General features: G+C 62.0%; 27 protein-coding genes. 9 read left to right on the top strand and 18 right to left on the bottom strand.

The window, feature by feature from the left end:
• Positions 1-13: 13 nt before the first annotated feature.
• From OC71_RS05845 to OC71_RS05820, 6 genes are all read right to left on the bottom strand, one after another.
• Positions 14-586 (bottom strand): HupE/UreJ family protein, encoded by a 573-nt coding sequence (locus tag OC71_RS05845; protein WP_041065604.1) that lies wholly within the window; start codon positions 584-586, stop codon positions 14-16.
• Between the two features lie 27 nt (positions 587-613).
• The gene (gene ureG, locus OC71_RS05840) at positions 614-1228 is read right to left on the bottom strand and encodes an urease accessory protein UreG (RefSeq protein WP_041065601.1); all 615 of its coding nucleotides are present in this window, start codon (positions 1226-1228) and stop codon (positions 614-616) included.
• An 11-nt stretch (positions 1229-1239) separates the two neighbouring features.
• Positions 1240-1914 carry an urease accessory protein UreF gene (locus OC71_RS05835; RefSeq protein ID WP_041065598.1) on the bottom strand — a complete coding sequence of 225 codons (675 nt, stop codon included), beginning with the start codon at positions 1912-1914 and terminating at the stop codon, positions 1240-1242.
• Positions 1911-2411 (bottom strand): urease accessory protein UreE, encoded by a 501-nt coding sequence (gene ureE / locus OC71_RS05830; protein ID WP_003221180.1) that lies wholly within the window; start codon positions 2409-2411, stop codon positions 1911-1913. Before ureE ends, OC71_RS05835 begins: the two co-directional genes overlap by 4 nt.
• A gap of 244 nt (positions 2412-2655) precedes the next feature.
• Entirely contained in the window at positions 2656-3288 is a 633-nt protein-coding gene (locus OC71_RS05825; RefSeq protein ID WP_007966952.1) for a TetR family transcriptional regulator, read from the bottom strand.
• A gap of 173 nt (positions 3289-3461) precedes the next feature.
• Positions 3462-3968 (bottom strand): hypothetical protein, encoded by a 507-nt coding sequence (locus tag OC71_RS05820; protein WP_041065594.1) that lies wholly within the window; start codon positions 3966-3968, stop codon positions 3462-3464.
• A 385-nt stretch (positions 3969-4353) separates the two neighbouring features.
• Here OC71_RS05820 and OC71_RS05815 point away from each other — a divergent pair, with 385 nt between their 5' ends.
• Positions 4354-6429: an AsmA family protein gene (locus OC71_RS05815; protein WP_041065591.1), complete on the top strand. Its 2076-nt coding sequence runs from the start codon at positions 4354-4356 to the stop codon at positions 6427-6429.
• A 173-nt stretch (positions 6430-6602) separates the two neighbouring features.
• Here the strand turns inward: OC71_RS05815 and OC71_RS05810 are convergent, their stop codons facing one another.
• On the bottom strand, positions 6603-7136 hold the full coding sequence (locus tag OC71_RS05810) for a bacterioferritin (protein WP_003221186.1): 534 nt from the start codon (positions 7134-7136) through the stop codon (positions 6603-6605).
• A 91-nt stretch (positions 7137-7227) separates the two neighbouring features.
• Positions 7228-8187 (bottom strand): LysR substrate-binding domain-containing protein, encoded by a 960-nt coding sequence (locus tag OC71_RS05805; RefSeq protein WP_161794897.1) that lies wholly within the window; start codon positions 8185-8187, stop codon positions 7228-7230.
• Positions 8188-8345: 158 nt separating this feature from the next.
• On the opposite strand from OC71_RS05805, the gene OC71_RS05800 reads away from it, so the two are divergent.
• From OC71_RS05800 to OC71_RS05790, 3 genes are all read left to right on the top strand, one after another.
• The gene (locus tag OC71_RS05800) at positions 8346-8984 is read left to right on the top strand and encodes an FMN-dependent NADH-azoreductase (RefSeq protein WP_041065585.1); all 639 of its coding nucleotides are present in this window, start codon (positions 8346-8348) and stop codon (positions 8982-8984) included.
• Entirely contained in the window at positions 8985-9290 is a 306-nt protein-coding gene (locus tag OC71_RS05795; RefSeq protein ID WP_041065582.1) for a multidrug efflux SMR transporter, read from the top strand.
• 90 nt (positions 9291-9380) lie between these two features.
• Positions 9381-10271, top strand: a complete 891-nt coding sequence (locus tag OC71_RS05790; protein ID WP_041065579.1) for a triacylglycerol lipase — start codon at positions 9381-9383, stop codon at positions 10269-10271.
• Between the two features lie 116 nt (positions 10272-10387).
• On the opposite strand, the gene OC71_RS05785 is transcribed toward OC71_RS05790, so the two are convergent.
• Positions 10388-11275 carry a DMT family transporter gene (locus OC71_RS05785; RefSeq protein ID WP_041065576.1) on the bottom strand — a complete coding sequence of 296 codons (888 nt, stop codon included), beginning with the start codon at positions 11273-11275 and terminating at the stop codon, positions 10388-10390.
• A gap of 96 nt (positions 11276-11371) precedes the next feature.
• Between OC71_RS05785 and OC71_RS05780 the strand changes: the two genes are divergently transcribed.
• The 3 genes from OC71_RS05780 (at position 11372) to OC71_RS05770 (ending at position 13746) form a co-directional block, all read left to right on the top strand.
• Positions 11372-12166, top strand: coding sequence for a helix-turn-helix transcriptional regulator (locus OC71_RS05780; protein ID WP_041065900.1), 795 nt, complete (start codon positions 11372-11374; stop codon positions 12164-12166).
• Between the two features lie 63 nt (positions 12167-12229).
• Entirely contained in the window at positions 12230-12535 is a 306-nt protein-coding gene (locus tag OC71_RS05775; protein ID WP_041065573.1) for a PsiF family protein, read from the top strand.
• Between the two features lie 197 nt (positions 12536-12732).
• Positions 12733-13746: an AI-2E family transporter gene (locus OC71_RS05770; protein ID WP_041065570.1), complete on the top strand. Its 1014-nt coding sequence runs from the start codon at positions 12733-12735 to the stop codon at positions 13744-13746.
• 132 nt (positions 13747-13878) lie between these two features.
• On the opposite strand, the gene OC71_RS05765 is transcribed toward OC71_RS05770, so the two are convergent.
• The gene (locus OC71_RS05765; protein WP_007966976.1) at positions 13879-15153 is read right to left on the bottom strand and encodes an Hsp70 family protein; all 1275 of its coding nucleotides are present in this window, start codon (positions 15151-15153) and stop codon (positions 13879-13881) included.
• Positions 15154-15444: 291 nt separating this feature from the next.
• Here OC71_RS05765 and OC71_RS05760 point away from each other — a divergent pair, with 291 nt between their 5' ends.
• A complete protein-coding gene (locus OC71_RS05760; RefSeq protein WP_041065895.1) occupies positions 15445-16395 on the top strand; it encodes a DnaJ C-terminal domain-containing protein in 951 nt (316 codons plus the stop codon).
• 23 nt (positions 16396-16418) lie between these two features.
• Positions 16419-16724, top strand: coding sequence for a chaperone modulator CbpM (locus OC71_RS05755; RefSeq protein ID WP_003221201.1), 306 nt, complete (start codon positions 16419-16421; stop codon positions 16722-16724).
• A 123-nt stretch (positions 16725-16847) separates the two neighbouring features.
• Here the strand turns inward: OC71_RS05755 and OC71_RS05750 are convergent, their stop codons facing one another.
• The 8 genes from OC71_RS05750 to urtE form a co-directional block, all read right to left on the bottom strand.
• Positions 16848-17975, bottom strand: a complete 1128-nt coding sequence (locus tag OC71_RS05750) for a sensor histidine kinase (protein ID WP_041065566.1) — start codon at positions 17973-17975, stop codon at positions 16848-16850.
• A gap of 147 nt (positions 17976-18122) precedes the next feature.
• On the bottom strand, positions 18123-19823 hold the full coding sequence (gene ureC / locus OC71_RS05745; RefSeq protein ID WP_041065563.1) for an urease subunit alpha: 1701 nt from the start codon (positions 19821-19823) through the stop codon (positions 18123-18125).
• A 170-nt stretch (positions 19824-19993) separates the two neighbouring features.
• Entirely contained in the window at positions 19994-20302 is a 309-nt protein-coding gene (locus OC71_RS05740) for an urease subunit beta (RefSeq protein ID WP_007966984.1), read from the bottom strand.
• A complete protein-coding gene (locus OC71_RS05735; protein WP_041065556.1) occupies positions 20299-20835 on the bottom strand; it encodes a GNAT family N-acetyltransferase in 537 nt (178 codons plus the stop codon). The genes OC71_RS05740 and OC71_RS05735 overlap by 4 nt, the downstream gene beginning before the upstream one ends.
• A gap of 6 nt (positions 20836-20841) precedes the next feature.
• The gene (locus OC71_RS05730; protein ID WP_041065554.1) at positions 20842-21375 is read right to left on the bottom strand and encodes a GNAT family N-acetyltransferase; all 534 of its coding nucleotides are present in this window, start codon (positions 21373-21375) and stop codon (positions 20842-20844) included.
• A 9-nt stretch (positions 21376-21384) separates the two neighbouring features.
• Complete coding sequence (gene ureA / locus OC71_RS05725; protein ID WP_041065549.1) at positions 21385-21687, bottom strand: urease subunit gamma; 303 nt, start codon at positions 21685-21687, stop codon at positions 21385-21387.
• A gap of 225 nt (positions 21688-21912) precedes the next feature.
• Positions 21913-22752: an urease accessory protein UreD gene (locus OC71_RS05720; protein ID WP_041065546.1), complete on the bottom strand. Its 840-nt coding sequence runs from the start codon at positions 22750-22752 to the stop codon at positions 21913-21915.
• A gap of 30 nt (positions 22753-22782) precedes the next feature.
• Entirely contained in the window at positions 22783-23481 is a 699-nt protein-coding gene (gene urtE, locus OC71_RS05715) for an urea ABC transporter ATP-binding subunit UrtE (protein WP_041065543.1), read from the bottom strand.
• Between the last annotated feature and the right edge of the window lie 155 nt (positions 23482-23636).

The raw sequence follows: 23636 nt of genomic DNA, 5'->3' as shown, positions 1-23636 counted from the left end.
CAGGCGGTAGAGATCAGCCGGCCAGCAACCAGGCGCCGGTCAGCGCCGAAGCAGCACCGGCCAGTCGCACCAGCGGCGCGGCAGCCTGAGGCAACACGCGCACCAGGCCATAACCCGCCGCATGCAGCGCTGCCGTCGCCGCGACAAAACCGGCGGCATACGCCCACGGGCTGCTCATGTCCGGCAGTTCCAGGCCGTGCGCCACGCCATGGAACAACGCGAACAACGCCGTCGCCGCCACCGCCATCACCAGCGGTGGACGCACCGCCAGTGCCACTGCCAGACCCAGCGCCAGCACCGAAGCGGCGATCCCGCTTTCCAGCGCCGGCAGCTCCAGCCCTTCAAAACCGAGCATGCCGCCGATCAGCATGGTGCCGACGAAGGTGCACGGCAGCGCCCAACGCGCCGCACCTTGTTGCTGCGCCGCCCACAGGCCGACCGCAATCATCGCCAGCAAGTGGTCGAGGCCGCCGATCGGGTGGCTGATACCGGCGACCAGCCCACTGTCGCCGTGGCCCGGGTGGGCGAAGGCGAGGGCTGGGGTCAGCAGCAGCGCCACGGCGCCGAGAATGCGTTTGAGTGTCATGGAGAAGCTTCCTTGTTGGTCAATGAATCAGGCGGCGTTCAGCAGGCCTTGGCGTTCGATGAAGGCAATGATGTCTTCCAGGCCCTGTCCGGTTTTCTGGTTGCTGAAGACGAACGGCTTGCCGTTACGCATGCGCTGGGTGTCGCTGTTCATCATTTCCAGCGACGCGCCGACCAGCGGCGCCAGATCGATCTTGTTGATCACCAGCAGATCGGACTTGCAGATCCCCGGCCCGCCCTTGCGCGGCAGCTTGTCGCCGGCAGAGACGTCGATCACGTAAATGGTCAGGTCTGACAGCTCCGGGCTGAAGGTTGCCGACAGGTTGTCGCCACCGGACTCCACCAGAATCAGGTCCAGCCCCGGAAAGCGTCGGTTCAGTTGATCGACGGCTTCGAGGTTGATCGAGGCGTCCTCGCGGATTGCCGTGTGCGGGCAGCCGCCGGTTTCCACGCCGATGATCCGCTCCGGTGCCAGCGCTTCGTTGCGCACCAGAAAGTCGGCGTCTTCGCGGGTGTAGATGTCGTTGGTGACGACGGCCAGGTTGTAGCGATCACGCAGCGCCAGGCACAGGGCCAGGGTCAATGCGGTTTTGCCGGAACCGACCGGGCCGCCGATGCCGACGCGCAGGGGTTGTGTGTTCATGGTTTGTTCTCCTAAGAGCGAAACAGTCGGCTGTACTGGCGCTCATGCGCCATGCACGCCAGGGACAGGCCGAACGCGGCGCTGCCGATGTGTTCGGGATTAATGCGGGTGGCGTCCTGCTGCGCCTGTTGCAGCAGCGGCAGCAGTTCGCTGGTCAGGCGCTGGGCGGCTTGCTGGCCCAGCGGCAGGGTTTTCATCAATACCGCGAGCTGGTTTTCCAGCCAGCTCCATAACCACGCGGCAAGGGCGTCTTGCGGGCTGATGCCCCAGGCGCGGGCGGCGAGTGCCCAGCCGAGGGCCAGATGCGGTTCCGCGCATTGCTCAAGAAAGCGGCGGGCCGGCGCGTCGAGTTCCGGCAGGCCATTGAGCAACTGCTGCAGCGAGTAACCCATCTGCCGGCTCTCAAGATGCAATTCGCGGGTCTCGCGGCTGGCACGGTGGGTTTCGCAGAGATGCAGCAACTCGGGCCAGTTTTCCTCGGCCGCAGCCTGACAATGGGCGAGCAGCAGCGGCGCTTCGAAACGGGCGAGGTTGAGCAGCAGTTGATCGCTGATCCAGCGCCGGGCGCTGTCCGGGTTGTTCACGCGGCCGTTATCCACCGCCATTTCCAGGCCTTGCGAATAGCTGTAGCCGCCAATCGGCAGTTGCGGACTGGCCAGGCGCAGCAGCGCCCAGGCCGGATTCACAGGCGAACGCCGAACTGATGGAGTTTGGGCGCGTAGTTGAAATCTTCGTCGCCATGCCGCGAATGATGATGGCCGCCGCCGTAGGCACCGTGCTCCGGCTGGAACGGCGCTTCAATCGCTTCGACCTGCGCGCCGAGCTGTTCGAGCATGGCCTTGAGCACGTAATCATCGAGCAGACGCAGCCAGCCATCGCCGACTTGCAGAGCGACGTGGCGGTTGCCCAGGTGATAGGCGGCGCGGGTCAGTTCAAAGGCATTGGCGCAGGTGACGTGCAGCAGTTGCTCGGGGCGGGCGCAGACGCGAACGATGCGGCCGTCTTCGGCCTGCAGGCATTCGCCGTCGTATAACGGCGCCTGACCGCGCTCCAGAAACAACCCGACGTCTTCACCGTCGGCACTGAAACAGCGCAGACGGCTTTTGCTCCGCGCTTCGAACGTCAGGTGCAACTCGGCGGACCAGACAGGTTGAGGGTCGATTCTGCGATGAATCACCAGCATCGGAAAGCTTCCAGCAGTGGACTGTAGAGAGGGCTAGAGCAAGGGGCTTGCCAACCGTGCGAGATGTAGGAAATCTCTGTCGGAGCGTAGAGGATGTTTCAAGATGTTGCGGGATTTTGGAAGATTTTGGTGCGTGAAGATTTTTACATGCACCAATTTGTGGCCAATAAAAAAGATCGCAGCCTTCGGCAGCTCCTACAGGGGGTTGGTGTAGGAGCTGCCGAAGGCTGCGATCTTTTGATCTTTACTCGGTGCTGCCCAGCCCTTGCCAGTGCTTGAGGCCGATAAAGATGAAGCGCAATTGCTGGGTGATCTTCGCCTGGGGTGTCAAATGTTCCGGCAGGGCCTCGGCAGGCGGGTCGATGATGTCCGGCAGGGTGGCGAACACCGATTTGACGATCAGGTCGGCTATCACGCTCAGGCCGGCTGCATCCAGATGTTGCAACTTGGGCATCAGCGTCAGGTCGGCGGCGAGGTCGGCGCTGATGTTCTCGCGCAGACGACCGATCGCCTGACGCACCGGCAGCGAGCCGCCGTACTGTTCGCGGGCGAGAAACAGAAATTGCGAGCGGTTGGCGCTGACCACGTCGAGGAAGATCCGCACCGACGCATCGATGATGCCGCCCATGACGAATTCGTTGTGGCGCACCAGGCGGATGGTCTCGCGGAAGGTCTGGCCGACTTCACTGACCAGCACCAGCCCCAGCTCGTCCATGTCGGCAAAATGCCGATAGAAACCGGTGGGCACGATGCCGGCGGTCTTGGTTACTTCGCGCAGGCTCAGGCTGCCGAATCCTCGGCCGCTTTCCATCAAATGGCGGGCAGCGTCCATCAGGGCATTGCGGGTCTGTTGTTTCTGTTCGGCGCGGGGCAGCATCGCAAAGGCGTTTTCTTGAGCGGGACAAGCGCCGCACTCTAGCAAATCGGCTTTGCTGGCGTCGAACGGCAGGGGGAATGTCAGCGGTAAAAAAGGGTTTTGCAGATTGCCAGTGCTGAAAAAGTCAAAAGCCCAATCCGGTGATTGGGCTTTTTTTCCAGGCCGCCATGGGCTTAGCTCAAAGCGCTGTTGCGTTCGATCACACGGTCACCACCACCTTCGGCAACGGCTTGGCCCAGTGGGGTTTTGTCGAAACCGTCTTCGGCAAGGGTCTGGCCTTGTGGGGTGCGGTCACCACCACCTTCAGCGAGGGTCTGGCCTTGTGGAGTGCGGTCGCTGCCATCGGAAGCCAGGGTCTGACCTTGTGGAGTCTTGTCATAGCCGTCTTGCACCAGACCTTTCTCTTCCAGACGATCACGGCCGCCTTCTGCTACAGCTTGGCCTTGTGGCGTCTTGTCGTAGCCGTCTTGTACCAGGCCTTTTTCTTCCAGACGATTACGGCCGTTTTCAGCGAGGGTCTGGCCTTGTGGCGTGCGGTCGCCGCCATCAGCAGCCACCGTCTGGCTGAACACCGAGTGGCTGGATTTCACTTGTGGGGTAGCCTGATCGGCAGCGGGCAAGGCGAAAGCAGTGCTGGCTAGCATCGACAGGGTAAGGCTGAGCAGTAATTGGCGTTTCATGATGGGTTGCTCCTTGGGAGGGCGATAAAGTGGGTACGAAGCCAATGCTACTCTCGATAAGTCGATATAAAAGTTCATAAACGCAATGGTAATAATCAACAGAATTGATTGTTCTGCCGAGGCGCTCTAGCTCGGGCGTTTGCGGGCGGCGGTTTTGCACCGCGGTGGGTATTTTCGACTCACTCGCGCCTCGCAAATGTGCGGGTGGCGGTAACGCTGTTCGACCAATCGGTCAGCATTCGGGCGATTTTTTGCCACGGAATCTATATTCCGATTAAACCTGCGCACTGTTTGCCAGTCGTAGATTTCATGAGGGCCGCTTTGGCCCGCCGTTTCAGCTGTGCGTCGCGAAGTCGGCGTGCGGTCGTCATCAGGAGTTTTGTGCATGACGCGCACCGGGAAAATCTTCAGTTGGACCTTCGCCATCCTCGTACTGCTGCTGGCGGTACTCGTTCTGATCATCGTGTTCTTCGATTGGAACCGGATCAAACCGCCGCTCAACGCCAAAGTCTCGGAAGAACTGCATCGACCGTTTGCCATCAATGGCAACCTCGCGGTGATCTGGCAGCGCGAGCCGGACGAGGGCGGCTGGCGGGCCTGGGTGCCGTGGCCGCATGTGGTGGCTGAAGACCTGACGCTGGGTAATCCGGACTGGTCGAAGCAGCCGCAGATGGTCACGCTCAAACGCGTGGAGCTGCGCATCTCGCCGCTGGCCCTGCTGGCGCAACGGGTGACGATCCCGCGCATCGACCTGACCGAGCCCAACGCGCAACTGCAACGCTTGGCCGATGGCCGCGCCAACTGGACCTTCAAGTTCGACCCGAAAGACCCGAACGCCGAACCATCGAACTGGGTGGTGGACATCGGCGCCATCGGTTTCGACAAGGGCCACGTCACGCTGGACGACCAGACGCTGAAGACCAATCTCGACGTGGTGATCGATCCACTGGGCAAGCCGATTCCGTTCAGCGAAATCGTCGGTGACAAAGCCGCGAAAACGGCCCAGGACAAAGGCACCGCGCCACAGGACTATGCGTTCGCGCTGAAGGTCAAAGGCCAATACCACGGCCAGAGTCTCACTGGTCAGGGCAAAATCGGCGGATTGCTGGCGTTGCAGGACGCGAACAAACCGTTCCCGCTGCAGGCCCAGGCGAAGATCGGCGCCACCAGCCTCGAACTCGCCGGCACGTTGACCGACCCGCTCAACCTCGGTGCCCTCGATCTGCGGCTGAAACTGGCCGGTGCCAGCCTCGGCAACCTCTATCCGCTAACCGGCGTGACCCTGCCGGACACGCCGCCGTATTCCACCGACGGTCACTTGATCGCCAAACTGCATGACGCCGCCGGGGCGAAATTCACCTACGAGCAGTTCAACGGCAAGATCGGCGGCAGTGACATTCATGGCGATCTGACCTATGTCGCCAGTCAGCCTCGGCCAAAACTCAGTGGTGCGCTGCTGTCCAATCAGCTGCTGTTCGCCGACCTCGCGCCGCTGATCGGCGCCGACTCGAATGACAAGCAAAAGGCCCGCGGCGGCGAGAGCAAGCAGCCGACCGACAAAGTGCTGCCGGTTGAAGAGTTCAAGACCGACCGCTGGCGCGCGATGGATGCCGACGTCGAGTTCACCGGCAAGCGCATCGTGCACAGCGAAAAACTGCCTTTTACCGACCTTTATACCCATCTGAAACTCAACGACGGCGAACTCAGCCTCGAACCACTGCGCTTCGGCGTGGCCGGCGGCAATCTGGACGCGCAGATCCGCCTCAACGGTCGCGCCGAACCGCTGGAAGGCCGGGCCAAACTGACCGCGCGCGGGTTCAAGCTCAAGCAGTTGTTCCCGACCTTCGAACCGATGAAAACCAGTTTCGGTGAGCTCAATGGCGACGCTGATATCAGCGGCCGTGGCAATTCGGTGGCCAAGCTGCTCGGCGGCGCCAATGGCCAGTTGAAGATGCTGATCAACGACGGTGCAATCAGCCGCGAGCTGATGGAACTGGCTGGGCTTAACGTCGGCAACTACGTGGTCGGCAAGATCTTTGGCGACAAGGAAGTGAAGATCAACTGCGCGGCGGCGGACTTCGACATCAAGACCGGCCTGGCGACCACGCGGCTGTTTGTGTTCGATACCGAGAACGCGATCATCTACATCGACGGCACGGCGAACATGGCCACCGAGCAACTGGACCTGACCGTGACCCCGGAATCCAAGGGCTGGCGTCTGATTTCGCTGCGTTCACCGCTGTACGTGCGCGGTAAGTTCATCAAGCCGGACGCCGGGGTCAAGGCTGTACCGTTGATGCTGCGCGGGGCGGGAATGGTTGCACTGGGCGTGATCGCTGCACCAGCGGCGGGGCTGCTGGCGCTGGTGGCGCCGAGTGGCGGGGAGCCGAATCAGTGTGCGCCTCTGCTTGAGCAGATGAAGGCGGGCAAGGCGCCAGTGACCGTCAAGCCAACCAAGTAAGGCAAGAGCAAAAGATCGCAGCCTGCGGCAGCTCCTACAGTGGAATGTAGGAGCTGCCGCAGGCTGCGATCTTTTGCTTCTGTAGCGGCCCGTTCGCGAGCAGGCTCGCTCCCACATTTGAAATAGATTCCAGTGTGGGAGCGAGCTTGCTCGCGAAGGTGGTTTTGAAAGGCTTACAGGTCTTTCAGAATGTCGGCCATGTCATCGGCGTGCTCTTCTTCCTGCGCGAGGATGTCTTCGAAGATGCGCCGAGTCGTCGGGTCTTTTTCGCCGATGTACTGAATGATCTCGCGGTAGCTGTCGATGGCGATCCGCTCGGCCACCAGGTCCTCATAGACCATTTCCTTCAAGGTGTTCCCGGCCACGTATTGGGCGTGGGACATTTTCGACAGCAGGTCCGGGTTGAACTCCGGCTCGCCGCCCAGTTGCACGATGCGCTCGGCCAGACGGTCGGCGTGTTGTGCTTCCTGGGTGGCGTGTTCGAGAAATTCGTCAGCGGCCACATTGGCTTTCAGACCGTTGGCCATGAAGTAGTGGCGCTTGTAGCGCAGCACGCAGACCAGTTCGGTGGCCAGCGATTCGTTGAGCAGGCGCAGCACCTCTTCACGGTTGGCACTGTAGCTTTCGGTTACCGCGCCGTTCTCGACGTGTTGCCGCGCACGTTCGCGCAGGGTTTTGACATCCGACAAGTGCAGGTCATCGCTCATTTCGATCTCCAGGAGGCTAATCCAATGGGCGCCACGCTCTACAGGCGTGATCGCTTACCCTGGTTGTGAGTCCTGCGCGATGCAAAAAGTTTTACGAGATTTGCGCCGTCCCCCCTTTAGGCGCTGCCGAAGGCTGCGATCTTGGCGTCAGTCCGGACAACACGGCCTCCTCCTGCAACCAGGCAAAAAACGCCCGCACCGGCGGATGGCGCTCCCGTCCCGGCACACACAGTGCGCTGTACCCGGCACCCTCAACCTGCACCTGCCCCTTGTACGGCACCAGCAACCCACTGGCGACGCTCTGCGAGACCAGAATATTGCTCGCAAGGACCAAGCCTTGCCCGGCAATTGCCGCTTGCAAGGCGTAGTGCTCTTCGTCGTATTCGCGCATTGCGGGATGCTGGTTCAGCCAGTTCTCACCTGCGCGGGCGCACCACGCTTCCCAGCCGTGGGCATACAGCTTCGAGTTGTGCCAGCGCACGCTGATCAGCGCCGGCGTGCGCCGGGCGGCCAGCGCCACCTGCTCCGGTGAGCCGTACACGCCGAACGACTCATCGAACAGGCACAAGCCGTAAAGATTGGGGTAGTCGTCAAGGCTGTAGCGCAGCACCAGATCGACGCTGGCGTCCTGATGCAAGTCGATGACTTCGCAGTGGGTATCGAGGCGCACGTTGATGTTCGGGTGCTGCGCATAAAAGCGCCCGAGGCGCGGTACCAGCCATAGCGCAGCAAACGCGGCGGTGGTCGACAGTGTCAGGCTGCTGCCACTGCGTTGCGGACGCAGGGTGTCGACGCTTTGCGCCACTTCCAGCAGCGCGCCGTGCAGGCTGCGAAACAGCCGCTCGCCACCTTCGGTCAGGCGTACCTGACGCGGCAAACGTTCGAACAGTGCCACGCCGAGCCAGTCTTCCAGCGTACGGATCTGATGAGAGATTGCCGTGGGCGTGACCGACAGCTCTTCGGCGGCGGCCTTGAAACTCAGCAGGCGCGAAGCGGATTCGAAGGCGCGCAGAGCGGTCAGCGGCAACGAGGCGAACATTGAAAACTCCATGGATGAAATGAATTCATCCCGACTGATTTTTGCTCATTTGAATGGACGCGGTCACGCGCTTCAAGCTGCAAGCCACAAGCCACAAGCCACAAGCCACAAGCCACAAGCCACAAGCCACAAGCCACAAGCCGTTTGATTCTAGTCCGGAGCAAATACAGATGAGCAAAATTCTTGCAATACATGCCAGCCCACGGGGTGACCGTTCGCATTCACGGCGCCTCGCAGAAAGCTTTCTCAGCGCCTGGCAATTGCGCCATCCGCAGGCGCAGGTCACCCGCCGTGAAGTCGGGCGCACGCTGATCCCGCCAGTCAACGAAGCGTTTGTCGCTGCCGCGTTTCATCCTGAGCCCGAGGCGCGCCCACTGTCGATGCAGGCCGATCTGGCGCTCAGCGATCAATTGGTCGGCGAGTTGTTCGAGCATGACCTGCTGCTGATTTCCACGCCGATGTACAACTTCAGTGTACCCAGCGGCCTCAAGGCCTGGGTCGATCAGATCGTGCGCCTGGGCCTGACGTTCGACCACACCCTCGACAACGGCGTGGCCCAGTACACGCCGCTGCTGCAGGGCAAGAAAGCGTTGATTGTCACCAGTCGCGGCGGGTTTGGTTTCGGCCCCGGCGGTGAACTGGAAGCACTGAACCACGCCGATCCGTGGTTGCGCACCGCGCTGGGCTTTATCGGTATCAACGACGTCACGGTGGTCGCGGCCGAGGGTGAAGAGTCGGCCGAGCGCACCTTCGCCGTGTCAGTGGCCGAGGCCGAGCAGCGTTTGCTCGACCTCGCCCGGGGGTTCTAGATGGCCTGGCTGTGCCTGCTGATCGCCGCCGGGTTCGAAGTCACGTTTGCCATGGGCATGAAATACGCCGAAGGCTTCACCCGGTTGTGGCCGTCGCTGATCACGGTGCTCGCGGCGATTGGCGGGGTTTACTTCCTGACGCTGGCGATGCGCGAGTTGCCGGTAAGCATCGCCTACCCGATCTGGACGTCGATCGGCTCGCTGGGCACGGTGTTTCTCGGTTTTGCCCTGCTCGGCGAGAGCCTGACCCTGGTCAAACTGCTGTCAGTGGGGCTGATTGTGGCGGGGGTGGTGGGCCTGAAGTAGGCTGAGGGTGCAGTTGTCATCATCATGGAGGAGGCTTGGCGGGTGTCTTGCACGTCAGGCCTCCACTCACGACCACAAGGATGTTTGCCCATGTCACAAGGTACGGCGACACGTTATCCACTGGTGCTGGTGCCGGGCATGCTCGGGTTTATCCGGCTGCTGCTGTATCCGTACTGGTACGGGATCATCAAGGCGTTGCGCCGTGGCGGGGCCACAGTGATTGCGGTACAGGTGTCGCCGCTCAACTCCACCGAGGTGCGCGGCGAGCAACTGCTGGCGCGGATCGACGAGATTCTGCGCGAGACCGGCGCCGCCAGGGTCAATCTGTTCGGCCACAGCCAGGGCTCGTTGACCGCCCGTTATGCCGCCGCCAAACGGCCGGATCTGGTCGCTTCGGTCACGTCGGTGGCCGGGCCCAATCACGGTTCGGAACTGGCCGACTATCTGCAGCAACACTACCCGGCGAACACTGCCAAGGGTCGTCTGCTGGAAGCGCTGCTGCGTGTTGTCGGCTGGCTGATGGCATTGCTGGAAACCGGTTACCACGGGCCGAAACTGCCGGTGGACATCCATGCTTCGCATCAGTCGCTGACCCGCGAGGGCGTGGCGCTGTTCAATCAGCGTTATCCACAGGGTCTGCCCGAAACCTGGGGCGGGCAGGGGCCGGAAGAGGTCAACGGCGTGCGTTATTACTCGTGGTCGGGCACATTGCAGCCGGGCAAGACTGACCGCGGTGGCAACCTGTTCGACGGCACCAACCGCAGCTGCCGGTTGTTCGCGAAAACCTTCGTGCGTGAGCCGGGGCAGTGTGACGGGATGGTCGGGCGCTACAGCTCGCACCTGGGCACGGTGATTGGCGACGACTATCCGCTGGATCACTTCGATATCGTCAACCAGTCGCTGGGGCTGGTGGGCAAGGGCGCGGATCCGGTGCGGTTGTTTGTCGAGCATGCGGCGCGGCTGAAGGCAGCCGGGCTTTAACCTGCTTTTGTGGCGAGGGAGCTTGCTCCCGCTGGACTGCGCAGCAGGCCCCGGCTTTTAAAAAAGGGGCCGCTTCGCGCCCCAGCGGGAGCAAGCTCCCTCGCCACAGGAATTTGTCAGGCAACGCTGATCCGGCGGCCCAACACGGTGGTCCAGCGTTCGGAAAGAATCACCCCACCCAACGTCAACACCCCACCCACCAGGTGATACATCGCCAGCTCTTCCTTCAACACCACCGCTGCAATCAGCGCGGTAATCAGCGGCAGCAGGTTAAAGAACAACGTGGTCCGGCTCGGCCCCAGACGCTGCACCGCCTGCATCCACGCCAGCGGCGCAAGCATCGACGCCAGCAGGCACGCGTACAGCACCAGCGGAATGTTCTGCGCGGTGAAGCCGGTTTTCGGCGAGGCGGCGTACAGCGGAAACAGCACCACAATCGCCACCAGCACCTGCAGGTACAGCAACACCAGCGGCGGCAGGCGCAGCTGCCATTTTTTCAGCAGGGTGCTGTAGATCGCGTAGGCCAGGGTGGCGATCAGCATCATCGCGTCACCCAGATTTACCCCGTGCTGCAGCAAGGCGCCGAGGCTGCCGGACGACACCACCACCAGCACGCCGGCGAACGACAGCACCGCGCCGAACAGTGCGCCGGCGGTCAGGCGCTGACCGAGGCTGATGATCGCCATGGCCAGCGACATCAGCGGCATCAGCGACAGGATGATGCCCATGTTGGTCGCGCTGGTCAGGGTCGCGGCGAAGTAGGCCAGGCTTTGATAGACCGCCATGCCCAGCACACCGAGAACGAAGATCTTGCCCAGATTCGGGCGGATTTGCGGCCAGTGGACGATCACCGCTTTGAGCATGAACGGGGTGAACAGCAGGCCGGCGAGCAGCCAGCGGTAGAAACCGATCTCGGCGGGGAAGATCGCCCCGACCGCCAGTTTGTTGATCACGGTATTGCCGGCCCAGATTAAAATCGCCAGCAGGGGAAACGCGTATTGCATGAGTTAAAACCAGAACGTTGATGAACCGTGATTATCCCCTGTCTGGATGCAGCCCTATACTGCGAACCGGACAACCTGCCTCTGCAACCGGACAGCATGAACAGTAAACACATCGATCTGCTGGATTTCAGCGAATTGCCGTCAGCGGTGTACTTCCGCTACGCCGACTTCAACACCCATGAATACGCCGCGCCGCACCGCCATCCGTGGGGCACGCTGGAGTACGCGGCCCATGGCGTGCTGCACATGGACGTCGACGGCAGCCGCTTCATGTCGCCGCCGCAGTACGCGGTGTGGGTGCCGCCGCAGATCGAGCACAGTTTCTACAGCCATCAACCGGTCAACTACCGCGCGGTATGCCTCGATCCGAAGGTCTGCGCCAATTTGCCGGAGCGCGCCTGCACGCTGGCGATCAGCGACATCCTCAAGGCGATTCTCAAGGACTTCGCCGCCCGCGACGTGAAGATCCCCGAACTCGACGCCGACCAACGTCTGGCCCAGGTGCTGGTCGATCAACTGCAACAGGCGCCGGTCCATGAATGTTATCTGCCGTACGCGAGCCATCCCGGGTTGCTGGCGATTCTCGATGCATTGCAGGCCGATCCCGGCAATAACCAGCCGCTGGCGCACTGGGCGGCGCAGGTACACGTCAGCGAGCGCACGCTGGCCCGGCAGTTCGTGCGCGAGTTGGGCATGAGTTTCGGCGAATGGCGTCAGCGCCTGCGTTACCTGGCTGCCATCGAGGCACTGGAAAGCACGAAGAGCGTGCAGGAGATCGCCTTCGATCTCGGCTACAGCAGTGGCTCGGCCTTCATCGCCATGTTTGCCCGTCAGGCCGGTTGTACCCCGGAACAGTATCGGCGCAGCCACCTGGAAGGCAGGAAGGTGTAACAAGATTTGGCTACACTTCAGCGGAGGCCGCATCCATCGATGCGGCGACAAGGAGAAAACTCCATGAAGATGTTGCGTGTGCCTTTGTTGATGATCGGTCTGCTCCTGTGTTCCCAGGGTTTCGCCGCCACGGCGCAACAGAACAAAATGACCACCTGCAATGCCGACGCTACCGCCAAGAACCTCAAGGGCGATGAGCGCAAGACTTTCATGAGCACTTGCCTCAAGGCCGCTCCGGCCGCCAATGACGCCAAAGTGCTGACCCCGCAGCAGGAAAAAATGAAGACCTGCAACGCCGACGCGAAAACCAAGGCCCTGACCGGTGATGCGCGCAAGACCTTCATGAGTGATTGTCTGAAGAAAAAGTAAGCACTTGAGTCTTGTGGTGAGCGGGCTGGCCTCTTCGCGAGCAAGCTCGCTCCCACAGGAGTGCGCATTCCAATGTGGGAGCGAGCTTGCTCGCGAAGGGGCTATTGAGCGCGACAATAGCCCCTGCATATCCCTAGTGCTCTCCCCGGATCGCTGGCAGACTGCCAATCCTTTTACGCCGTTCGTTTTGAGGCTGTATGCCAACGTTTTCTGAGCGTCATGTTGTGTTTTGGGTCAGTTGCATCATTATTTTTGGCGGCTTGCTGCTGGCATTGCCGCTGCGCTTGTTGCCCAGCCTGCTGGCCGGTCTGCTGGTGTTCGAGCTGGTCAACATGCTCACCCCGCAACTGCAACGATTGATCGAAGGCCGGCGTGCGCGCTGGCTGGCGGTGGCGCTGCTGGGCACCTTGGTGGTCAGTGTGCTGGCGCTGATCTTTGCCGGTGCTATCAGTTTCCTGCTGCACGAAGCGGAAAACCCGGGCGCCTCGCTCGACAAATTCATGGGCGTGGTCGATCGCGCGCGCGGGCAACTGCCGCCGTTTCTCGACGCCTACCTGCCGGCCAGCGCAGCGGAATTTCGCGTGGCCATCGGCGAATGGGCGAGCAAGCATCTGTCCGAGCTGCAACTGGTAGGCAAGGACGCGGCGCACATGTTTGTCACCCTGCTGATCGGCATGGTCCTCGGCGCGATCATTGCCCTGCAGCGAGTACCGGACCTGACCAAGCGCAAACCGCTGGCCGCCGCCCTGTTCGACCGTCTGCATCTGGTGGTTCAAGCCTTTCGCAACATCGTCTTCGCGCAGATCAAGATTTCCCTGCTGAACACGTTCTTCACCGCGATTTTCCTGGTGGTGGTCTTGCCGCTGTTCGGTATCAAGCTGCCGCTGACCAAGACACTGATCGTCCTGACCTTCCTGCTCGGCCTGCTGCCGGTGATCGGCAACCTGATGTCGAACACGCTGATCACCATCGTCGGCCTGTCGCTGTCGATCTGGGTGGCGGTGGCGGCGCTGGGCTATCTGATCTTTATCCACAAGCTCGAATACTTCCTCAACGCGCGCATTGTCGGCGGGCAGATCAGTGCCAAGTCGTGGGAATTACTGCTGGCAATGCTGGTGTTCGAAGCCGCGTTCGGCCTGCCGGGAGTGGTGGCGGGGCCGATTTATTACGCGTACCTGAAGAGTGAGTTGAAGCTGGGCGGGATGGTTTGATTTGATAACTGTGTTGCCTTAGCTGACGCCATCGCTGGCAAGCCAGCTCCCACAGGATTGATAGCGCTTTCGAAAGCGGCGCAGAACCTGTGGGAGCTGGCTTGCCAGCGATGGGCGCAACGCGGTCTTGGATCAGTTCATGGCGCCGTAACGCTTCATCGCCTCAATCGCCAGACCGCTGCCAATGCTGCCAAAGATATTCCCTTCAACATGTCGCGCATTCGGCAGCATCGCCGAAACACTGTTGCGCAGTGCCGGAATGCCGCTCGAACCGCCGGTGAAGAACACCGTATCGACCTGCGCCACCGACACGTTCGCATCGTTCAACAGCTGCGTAACGCTGCCGCGCACGCGTTCAAGCAAGGCGTCGATCGACGATTCGAACAGCGCGCGGCTCAGTTCCACGCTCAGGCCCGGCTCAATACGGTCCAGCGGTACGTGGCGGCTGTCGGCGTGGGTCAGCTGGATCTTGGTTTCTTCCACTTCCATCGCCAGCCAGTGCCCGGCGCGCTGTTCGATCAGCTTGAACAGGCGATCAATGCCGCCAGTGTCTTCAATGTCGTAGCGCATGCTGCCCAGCGCCAGGGTGGATTTCTGCGAGTACACCGAGTTGATGGTGTGCCAGGTCGCCAGGTTCATGTGGTGACTGGTGGGCATGTAGGCGCCGCTCTTCATCCGGCTGCCGTAGCCGAACAACGGCATCAGGCCTTGCAGGCTCAGCTGTTTGTCGAAGTCGGTCCCGCCGATGTGCACGCCGCCGGTGGCGAGGATGTCATCGTGACGGTTGTCCATGCCGCGACGCTCGGGCGACAGGCGCACCAGCGAGAAGTCGGAGGTACCCCCGCCGATGTCGACGATCAGCACCAGCTCTTCTTTTTCGATGGTCGACTCGTAGTCGAAGGCGGCGGCAATCGGTTCGTACTGGAACGACACGTCCTTGAAACCAAGCTTGCGTGCCACTTCGACCAGGGTGTCTTCGGCTTCCTGGTCAGCCAGCGGGTCGTCATCGACGAAAAACACCGGACGCCCCAGCACCACTTGTTCGAACTCGCGACCGGCGGCCGTTTCGGCGCGGCTCTTGAGCTGGCCGATGAACAGCCCCAGCAGATCCTTGAACGGCATCGCCGTGCCGAGCACGCTGGTGTCGTGCTTGATCAGCTTGGAACCCAGCAGGCTCTTGAGCGAGCGCATCAGCCGGCCTTCGTAGCCTTCCAGGTACTCGTGCAGCGCCAGGCGACCGTACACCGGGCGGCGTTCTTCGATGTTGAAGAACACCACCGACGGCAGGGTGATCTTGTCGTCTTCCAGCGCGATCATCGTTTCCATGCCGGGGCGCAGCCAGCCGACGGTGGAGTTGGAGGTGCCGAAGTCGATACCGCAGGCACGGGCTGGAGAGGCGTTGTTCATGTCTTTCGGGTTCCGGTCAAAAAACGGCCGCGCAGTGTATGTCAGTGCGCGGCAGATTCGAAGGCCGGTCATCTGCTATTTCACGACTAAGCTTCTTGAAAGTCGCAGCTTCGCCCCAAACTTGCTGGCATGGGCCGGCAGACATACCGGCGGTCGCAAGAACCGTCGTCCACTGCCGATAAACTTCTGCTGCGCCACCCGGTCACAAAGTTGAGATCGGTCAACCCGGCACGTGCGAATGAGCGCATGCTGGTCTCGGCGCGAAATCGATAACGGATGGTGATTCCTTCGATGGACTTCAAAGACTATTACAAGATACTCGGCGTGGAGCCGACAGCGGACGACAAGGCGATCAAGGCTGCCTATCGCAAGCTGGCGCGCAAATACCACCCCGATGTCAGCAAGGAAAAAGACGCCGAGGCCAAGTTCAAGGACGCCTCGGAAGCCTATGAAGCGCTGAAGAGCGCCGACAAGCGCGCCGAGTACGACGACCTGCGCCGTTATGGCCAGCATGGTCAGCCGTTCCAGGGCCCGCCGGGCTGGCAGAGCCGTGGTGGCTTTGGCGGCGGCGGTGGCGACACCGGCGACTTCTCGGACTTCTTCAGTTCGATCTTCGGCAATCGCGGCGCCGGTTTCGGTGGCGGCGAAGGTCGGCAACAACGCAGTGCAGGACGGCGGGGACAAGACGTGGAAATGGAACTGCCGATTTTCCTGGAAGAGACGCTGTCGAACGAGTCGAAGAAGGTCAGCTTTCAGGTCCCGCAGTACAACGCCAACGGTCAGCACGTCAGCAACACCAGCAAAAGCCTGAACGTGAAGATCCCCGCGGGTGTGACCGACGGCGAGCGCATCCGCCTCAAGGGGCAGGGCGCGCCGGGCATCGGTGGCGGCGCCAATGGCGATCTGTACCTGACCATTCGCTTTGCGCCGCACCCGAAATTCGATGTCGAAGGCGAAAACCTGATCATCACCTTGCCATTGGCACCGTGGGAGCTGGCGCTGGGCACCGAGGTGGCCGTGCCGACCCTGACCGGCAAGATCAACCTCAAGGTTCCGGCCGGCAGCCAGAACGGCCAGCGCATGCGCGCCAAGGGCCACGGTCTGAAAAACAAGGCCGGTGAGCGCGGTTACCTGTTCGTGCAGCTCAAGGCCGTGATGCCGAAAACCTCGGACGACGAGGTCAAGGCGCTGTGGCAGGAACTGGCGAAGAAAGCCGCGTTCAACCCACGCGAGAACTTCTGAATCCGACGACGGAGTAGCCCATCATGAGCAGCCCCCTGATCGTTCAACTGGACATGGCAGAATTCTGTGAGGCGGCCGATCTGTCGGACGTCTACGTGATCGAAATCGTCGAACACGGCATCCTCGAACCTCAGGGCGCGCAGCCCCGGGAATGGCGGTTCACCGACTACGAGCTGAGCCTGGCCAAACGCGCCGCGAAGTTGCGGCGCGAGCTGGAGCTGGAGTGGGAGGGCGTTGCCCTGGCACTGAATCTGCTGGAGGAAGTGCACGAGTTGCGGGCGGAGAACCGGATGCTCAGGCAGCGCTTGGGGCGGCTGGTGGTCGAGTAGTTTTAGCGTTGTTTATGGGTGTATTTGCCGGCTCCTTCGCGAGCAGGCTCGCTCCCGCAGGTTGACTGCGGTCTCTTGTGGGAGCGAGCCTGCTCGCGAAGAACGATTACGCGGTTGGCCTGCTTAAACCTTTCTCGGCAACACCACACTGAACAGCGTCCCGTCAGCCTCGCTTGAGCTGACGTCGATCGTCCCGCCATGGGCGCTCACCACTTCCTTGACGATGAACAAGCCCAACCCGAGGCTGGTCGACGGCTGCCCGAGTTCTTCGTCGGCGCTGCGCACCAGCGGGTCGAAAATCGTGCCGATCGCCTCTTCGGAAATCGGTGTGCCGTAGTTGTGCACCGACAGGTACACGTTGTCGCCCTCGCCACGCAGATCAAGGGTCACGTCGCGCTGGCTGGTGCCGTGCTGCAAGGCGTTGCCGATCAGGTTTTGCAGGAGTTGGTCGATTCGCCCGGCGTCCCACACCCCACGGGTGTCGCCGTGCACCGTGAGCTTCGGATCGGATAGCGGATTACCGGCGCAGGCTTCGGCAATCGCCGCTCGCGCCGCAACGGCCAGGTCCATCGCTGCCGGCTCGATCGGCAGGCTACGGCCGAGGCGACTGCGCACCAGCTCCAGCAGGTCGCTGACCATCGTCGCCATGTGCCGCGCGCCACGCTTGATGTGCTGGGCGCAGGCCAGGGCATCGCCTTCAAGGCTGGATTTGCGCAGCAGCAGTTCGGTGGACATGCTCACCGCCTGCAGCGGCGCGCGCAGGTCATGGCCGAGGATGGCGAGGAAAATGTCCCGCGAGCGATTGACCTGCTCGGCGTAGGCCGCGGTGGATTCGGCCAGTGCCTCGTCGATGGCTTCGTTGAAACGGATCATGTCCTGAAAATAGGTCATGTCCGGCGATTCAAGGCTGTTGACCCACAGGCGGATCACACAGGCGCGCAAATGGCGGAATTCGCTGGTCATCTGCACCAGATCGAAACCGACGGTGTGGCGCAGTTCGCCATGGCTGGCGCCGGCCTCGTCCAGACTCGGGGTCTTTTCCGGGCCCTCGCCCTTGGCTTTGGCAGCCTGTTCGGCGGGGCTCTGTGGCTTGCTCATGTCACGGGCGGCGGCCCGCAGAATCTCGCTGGCGTGATCGCGCAGCGCAGTGGAATCCAGATGGTCGGCCGCCGGCGTGATGGTCGCGGCGAACTGCTCCCATTCATCGACGATAGGCTCGATGTTGGCCAAGATGAACTCGGAAAGACGCATGGGCAGTTCCTGAAAAAAGGCGGAGCGAATCGAATATTAGCCCCTTTGGCGGGAAATACACGACCGTTTGCACATAGGTTTTCCTGCCCCATGAAAAAGGCCCCCGGCCGGTGCGCAAGATGCGGGTCGGGGGCCTTTTGCCGTGTGTCAGAACAGGAAGTAACGCTGAGCCATCGGCAAGGTTTCCGCCGGTTCACACCACAGCAGCACACCGTCGGCCTTGACCTGATAGGTCTGCGGATCGACGTCGATGTTCGGCAGGTAATCGTTGTGGATCAGGTCGGTTTTCTGCACATCGCGGCAGCCTTTGACCACGGCGATTTTCTTCTTCAGGCCCAATGCCTCGGGCAGCCCGGCCTCCTGTGCGGCCTGGCTGATGAAGGTCAGGCTGGTGGCGTGCAGCGAGCCGCCGTAGCTGGCGAACATCGGGCGGTAGTGCACCGGTTGCGGGGTTGGGATCGACGCGTTGGCGTCGCCCATCAGGCTCGCAGCGATGGCGCCGCCCTTGAGGATCAGCGTCGGTTTCACGCCGAAAAACGCCGGACGCCAGAGCACCAGATCGGCCCACTTGCCGACCTCCACCGAGCCCACCTCATGGCTGATGCCGTGGGTGATCGCCGGGTTGATCGTGTATTTGGCGATGTAGCGCTTGGCGCGGAAGTTGTCGTTGCCTGCGCCGTCCTGGGGCAGCGGGCCGCGCTGCTTTTTCATCTTGTCGGCGGTCTGCCAGGTGCGCGTGATGACTTCGCCGACACGGCCCATGGCCTGGCTGTCGGAGCTGATCATCGAGAACGCACCGAGGTCGTGGAGGATGTCTTCGGCGGCAATCGTCTCGCGGCGGATACGGCTTTCGGCGAACGCCACGTCCTCGGCAATGCTTGGGTCGAGGTGGTGGCAGACCATCAGCATGTCGAGGTGTTCGTCGATGGTGTTGCGGGTGAACGGCCGGGTCGGGTTGGTCGAGCTCGGCAGCACGTTAGGGAAACCGCAGGCCTTGATGATGTCCGGCGCGTGGCCGCCACCGGCACCTTCGGTGTGATAGGTGTGGATGGTTCGGCCCTTGAACGCGCCCAAGGTGGTTTCGACGAAGCCGGATTCGTTGAGGGTGTCGGTGTGGATCGCCACTTGTACGTCGTACTGGTCGGCGACGCTCAAGCAATTGTCGATGCTCGCCGGGGTGGTGCCCCAGTCTTCGTGCAGTTTGAGGCCGATGGCCCCGGCCTTGACTTGCTCGATCAACGGCTCCGGCAGGCTGGCGTTGCCCTTGCCGGTGAGGCCGATGTTCATCGGGAACGCGTCGGCGGCCTGCAGCATCCGCGCCAGGTGCCACGGCCCGGAGGTGCAGGTGGTGGCGTTGGTGCCGGTCGCCGGCCCGGTGCCGCCGCCGATCATGGTGGTGACGCCGCTCATCAGCGCTTCTTCGATCTGCTGCGGGCAGATGAAGTGGATGTGCGTGTCGATGCCGCCGGCGGTGAGGATCATGCCTTCGCCGGCGATCACTTCGGTGCTGGCGCCGATGGCGATGGTCACGTTCGGTTGCACGTCCGGGTTACCGGCCTTGCCGATAGCAGCGATGCGCCCGTCCTTGAGACCGACGTCGGCTTTGACGATGCCCCAGTGGTCGATGATCAACGCATTGGTGATCAGCGTGTCGACCACTTCGGCAGCGAGCAACTGGCTCTGGCCCTGGCCGTCACGGATGACTTTGCCGCCGCCGAACTTCACTTCTTCGCCGTAGGTGGTGAAGTCTTTTTCGACTTCGATCCACAACTCGGTGTCCGCCAGGCGCACCTTGTCGCCGACGGTGGGACCGAACATGTCGGCGTAGGCTTGCCGGGAAATCTTCATTTCAATTCCTTGCAAAAATTTATTGTGGCGAGGGAGCTTGCTCCCGCTGGGCTGCGCAGCAGCCCCAAAACCTGCCAATGATTTCTTTCACACATACCGCGTTCCCCGGGTTGGCAAGTGCTACGCACTCGAGCGGGAGCAAGCTCCCTCGCCACAGGATTGTGCGCATGTCAGTCGAGATCACCCATCACCCGCCCGGCAAAGCCGAACACCCGCCGATGCCCGGCGTACTCCACCAGCTCGACCTCACGGCTTTGCCCCGGCTCGAAGCGCACGGCGGTGCCTGCGGGGATGTTCAGGCGCATGCCACGGCTGGCGGCGCGGTCAAAGGTCAGCGCATCGTTGGTTTCGAAAAAGTGATAGTGCGAACCGACCTGAATCGGTCGGTCGCCGCTGTTGGCGACTTTCAGGCTGAGGGTGCGGCGGCCGACATTCAGTTCGATGTCGCCGGGCTGGATCTGGTACTGGCCGGGAATCATGGCCGGGCTCCTTGCAGAATCTTGTAGTAGAGGGCAGTCGGGCGATAGGTACCGTGCGGGTCGCAGGCGTAATCGGGAATTTCACCGGCACGGGTGTAACCCAGGGCCTTGTAGAACTCTTCGGCGGGCGAGCCAGCCTCGGTGTCGAGGTAGAGCATGCCGCGCTTGTGTTTGGCCGCTTCGATCTCCAGCGCATTCATCAACTGCTGGCCGAGACCGCGTCGCCGTGCCTGTTCGCGCACCAGCAGCTTCTGCACTTCGGCGCGATTGAGGCCGTTGGCCTTCTGGCACAGGCCCAACTGCACGCTGGCCTGCACCTCTTCATCCTTGACCACCACCCAGAGCAACACGCTGCCCTTGTTCACGTGTTGCTGCACTTCATCGAAATAGGCGCGTGCCTGCGCGGCATCGAGATCGGCCATGAAGCCGACGCTGGCGCCATAACCCACGGCGTCGAGCAGCAGATCAATCAGGCCCTGACGATAGTGCGCAAAACTTTCCGCATTGACGCGTCGCAGTTGGGCGGGGTTCATCGCGTGTCACTCCTTGTTGGCGACCGGCGGCTGGGCGCCAGGATTGAGGGTCAGTTGCATGAAAGTCAGGTCGAGCCAGCGGCCGAACTTGGTGCCGACTTGCGGCATCTGTCCGGTGATGCTGAAACCGGCGCGTTCATGCAGACGAATGGAAGCGGCATTGCCACTTTCGATGGCGGCGACCATCACATGCTTGTCGCAGGCTTTGGCCCGCTCGATCAAAGCCGTCATCAGTTGCGGGCCAAGGCCATTGCCGCGCTGGTCGCTTCGGACGTAGACCGAGTGCTCGACGGTATGGCGGAAACCGTCGAACGGCCGCCAGTCGCCAAAGGAAGCGTAGCCGAGCACCACGTTGTCGGCGTCGACGATCACCAGAATCGGATAGGCCTGGGCCTGACGGGCGCTGAACCACGCCTGGCGGTTGCCGAGGTCGACCGCCGACTCGTTCCAGATCGCCGTGGTGTTGAGCACCGCGTCGTTGTAGATGTCACGGATCGCCGGCAGGTCGGCGTGCAGGGCATCGCGAATGGTGTAGGTCATGGCGAGTCCTCAAACGATCGGTTGGTGGACGGTGACCAGTTTGGTGCCGTCGGGGAACGTCGCTTCGACCTGGATCTCCGGGATCATTTCCGGAATGCCTTCCATCACTTGCTCGCGGCCCAACAGGGTGGTGCCGTAGTGCATCAGCTCGGCCACGGTCTGGCCGTCACGGGCGCCTTCGAGCAGGGCGGCCGAGATATAGGCCATGGCTTCCGGGTAGTTGAGCTTAACGCCACGGGCCAGTCGGCGTTCGGCGACGAGGCCGGCGGTGAAGATCAGCAACTTGTCTTTTTCGCGTGGGGTCAGGTCCATTGCGGGTATCCATCAGGGCAGTTTTGTGAGGTTCTTGCGGGCGTGGGGGCCAGTTAGAGCCATCCCTCACCCTAGCCCTCTCCCGGAGGGAGAGGGGACTGATCTCGGTCGTTTGTCGAGGCCGGTCCAGTCAGTCAATATTTTTCGAGAATGCAAATTTCCTTCCAGACAACCTGGTCAGGCTCCTTCTCCCTCCGGGAGAGGGCGGGGGGTGAGGGTGGCTTTTCAAGTGCTCCAGATTCTCGGTGATACCGCCTCGCGGCCGAGCAGGGCCGGGCGCAGCAGGCGCCACAGGTCGATCAGCCAGGCGCGGGCCAGCAGTGCCTCGCTCGCCAGGCAACGGGCAACCAAAAGCCCCGGCAACTGGGTCAGATCACCGCGCACTGCATGCCCCAGCGAGCGACACCGCTCCAGCAGTTCGGCGTCGATTTCACCGGTCACCAGCAGCGTCGCAAACACCGGATTGCCATCCAGACCGATCGGCGAATCGAGCAAGCCGTCATTGCCGGTGATGCGTTGACGCTCGTGCCAGAGCAATCGCCCGTCACGGCGGATATCCAGATGCGCTTGAAAGTGTCCGAGGTCGAAGCGCTCGCCACTCGCCGGTCGGCCCAGCGCCACCACGTCCCAGTAGAACAGCCGCGCATCGCCCTCCAGTTCGATCAAGGTGGTGAGTTCAGCCTGAGCGGCGCTGTAGACGATGGTTTCCTGCGGCAGCCACTCCAGCGTCGCGCCGGCCGCGACTTGCAGATCGAGCTGTTGATACGCCGGCCCTGCCGCGCGATACCACTTGGCGGCGCCGGGGCTGGTGATCTGCGCCCAGGCGTCCTGTTCGACGCGGGCGCTGATATTCAGTCGATCACCCCCGGCGATCCCGCCGGGCGGGTGGACGATGATGTGCAGGCAGACCTCGGGGCCTTCGGCATACAGGTGCTTTTGCACGCGCAGCGGGCCGAGATGCCGGCGCTGAACCGGGCGTGTGCAGTCGCCGAAGCGGGCGTAGGCCAGTTCCAGCTCGGCGTGCCAGCTCGGGGTAAACAGGGCAGTGGAAAGCGGTAAGTTCATGGTTTGTGATTATCGTTAGGAAGCTACAGATTAAATTGTTACCAGACCTCGTACACCCTCGGCCTCCATATTTTCACCGCGACCCTGCTGCACGATTTCGCCCCGGGACATCACCAGGTACTGATCGGCCAGCTCCGCAGCGAAATCGTAGAACTGTTCCACCAGCAAAATCGCCATGTCGCCCCGCGCCGCGAGCTTCTTGATCACCGCGCCGATCTCCTTGATCACCGAGGGCTGGATGCCTTCGGTGGGTTCGTCGAGGATCAGCAAACGCGGACGACTGGCCAGGGCGCGACCGATAGCCAGCTGCTGTTGCTGGCCGCCGGACAGGTCGCCGCCTCGGCGCTGCTTCATTTGTAGCAGCACCGGGAACAATTCGTAGATGAAACTTGGGACTTCCTTCGCTTCACTGCCGGGAAACCGCGACAAACCCATCAGCAGATTCTCTTCCACCGTGAGCCGGCCGAAGATTTCCCGGCCTTGTGGCACGTAGGCGATCCCGGCGTGTACCCGCTGGTGCGGCTTGAGCGTGGTGACCGGTTTGCCTTCCCAGTTCACCACGCCTTCCTTGGCCGGCAACAGGCCCATCAGGCATTTGAGCAGGGTGGTCTTGCCCACGCCGTTGCGCCCGAGCAGGCAGGTGACTTCGCCGATGTTCACGTCAAAGCTCAGGCCGCGCAGGATGTGGCTACCGCCGTAGTACTGGTGCAGCTTGTCGACTTGCAGCATTCTCAAAATCTCCTCAAATCCCTGTGTAGGAGCTGCCGAAGGCTGCGATCTTTTGATCTTGTTTTTTAGATCAAGATCAAAAGATCGCAGCCTTCGGCAGCTCCTACAGGGGATGGATCATCAGCGACCGAGATAGACCTCGATCACCCGCTCGT

The sequence above is a fragment of the Pseudomonas sp. W15Feb9B genome (genome assembly GCF_000828175.1).
GTDB lineage: Bacteria > Pseudomonadota > Gammaproteobacteria > Pseudomonadales > Pseudomonadaceae > Aquipseudomonas > Aquipseudomonas parakoreensis.
The sequence above is the reverse complement of the archived record's forward strand: the minus strand, read 5'-3'. Positions and strand labels throughout refer to the sequence as shown.

Bases quoted from the DNA above. Each gene is read 5' to 3' on its own strand.
- OC71_RS05845 (WP_041065604.1), bottom strand. From the start codon at position 586: ATGACACTCAAACGCATTCTCGGCGCCGTGGCGCTGCTGCTGACCCCA.
- ureG (WP_041065601.1), bottom strand. From the start codon at position 1,228: ATGAACACACAACCCCTGCGCGTCGGCATCGGCGGCCCGGTCGGTTCC.
- ureE (WP_003221180.1), bottom strand. From the start codon at position 2,411: ATGCTGGTGATTCATCGCAGAATCGACCCTCAACCTGTCTGGTCCGCC.
- OC71_RS05825 (WP_007966952.1), bottom strand. From the start codon at position 3,288: ATGCTGCCCCGCGCCGAACAGAAACAACAGACCCGCAATGCCCTGATG.
- OC71_RS05820 (WP_041065594.1), bottom strand. From the start codon at position 3,968: ATGAAACGCCAATTACTGCTCAGCCTTACCCTGTCGATGCTAGCCAGC.
- OC71_RS05815 (WP_041065591.1), top strand. From the start codon at position 4,354: ATGACGCGCACCGGGAAAATCTTCAGTTGGACCTTCGCCATCCTCGTA.
- OC71_RS05810 (WP_003221186.1), bottom strand. From the start codon at position 7,136: ATGAGCGATGACCTGCACTTGTCGGATGTCAAAACCCTGCGCGAACGT.
- OC71_RS05805 (WP_161794897.1), bottom strand. From the start codon at position 8,187: ATGGAGTTTTCAATGTTCGCCTCGTTGCCGCTGACCGCTCTGCGCGCC.
- OC71_RS05800 (WP_041065585.1), top strand. From the start codon at position 8,346: ATGAGCAAAATTCTTGCAATACATGCCAGCCCACGGGGTGACCGTTCG.
- OC71_RS05795 (WP_041065582.1), top strand. From the start codon at position 8,985: ATGGCCTGGCTGTGCCTGCTGATCGCCGCCGGGTTCGAAGTCACGTTT.
- OC71_RS05790 (WP_041065579.1), top strand. From the start codon at position 9,381: ATGTCACAAGGTACGGCGACACGTTATCCACTGGTGCTGGTGCCGGGC.
- OC71_RS05785 (WP_041065576.1), bottom strand. From the start codon at position 11,275: ATGCAATACGCGTTTCCCCTGCTGGCGATTTTAATCTGGGCCGGCAAT.
- OC71_RS05780 (WP_041065900.1), top strand. From the start codon at position 11,372: ATGAACAGTAAACACATCGATCTGCTGGATTTCAGCGAATTGCCGTCA.
- OC71_RS05775 (WP_041065573.1), top strand. From the start codon at position 12,230: ATGAAGATGTTGCGTGTGCCTTTGTTGATGATCGGTCTGCTCCTGTGT.
- OC71_RS05770 (WP_041065570.1), top strand. From the start codon at position 12,733: ATGCCAACGTTTTCTGAGCGTCATGTTGTGTTTTGGGTCAGTTGCATC.
- OC71_RS05765 (WP_007966976.1), bottom strand. From the start codon at position 15,153: ATGAACAACGCCTCTCCAGCCCGTGCCTGCGGTATCGACTTCGGCACC.
- OC71_RS05760 (WP_041065895.1), top strand. From the start codon at position 15,445: ATGGACTTCAAAGACTATTACAAGATACTCGGCGTGGAGCCGACAGCG.
- OC71_RS05755 (WP_003221201.1), top strand. From the start codon at position 16,419: ATGAGCAGCCCCCTGATCGTTCAACTGGACATGGCAGAATTCTGTGAG.
- OC71_RS05750 (WP_041065566.1), bottom strand. From the start codon at position 17,975: ATGCGTCTTTCCGAGTTCATCTTGGCCAACATCGAGCCTATCGTCGAT.
- ureC (WP_041065563.1), bottom strand. From the start codon at position 19,823: ATGAAGATTTCCCGGCAAGCCTACGCCGACATGTTCGGTCCCACCGTC.
- OC71_RS05740 (WP_007966984.1), bottom strand. From the start codon at position 20,302: ATGATTCCCGGCCAGTACCAGATCCAGCCCGGCGACATCGAACTGAAT.
- OC71_RS05735 (WP_041065556.1), bottom strand. From the start codon at position 20,835: ATGAACCCCGCCCAACTGCGACGCGTCAATGCGGAAAGTTTTGCGCAC.
- OC71_RS05730 (WP_041065554.1), bottom strand. From the start codon at position 21,375: ATGACCTACACCATTCGCGATGCCCTGCACGCCGACCTGCCGGCGATC.
- ureA (WP_041065549.1), bottom strand. From the start codon at position 21,687: ATGGACCTGACCCCACGCGAAAAAGACAAGTTGCTGATCTTCACCGCC.
- OC71_RS05720 (WP_041065546.1), bottom strand. From the start codon at position 22,752: ATGAACTTACCGCTTTCCACTGCCCTGTTTACCCCGAGCTGGCACGCC.
- urtE (WP_041065543.1), bottom strand. From the start codon at position 23,481: ATGCTGCAAGTCGACAAGCTGCACCAGTACTACGGCGGTAGCCACATC.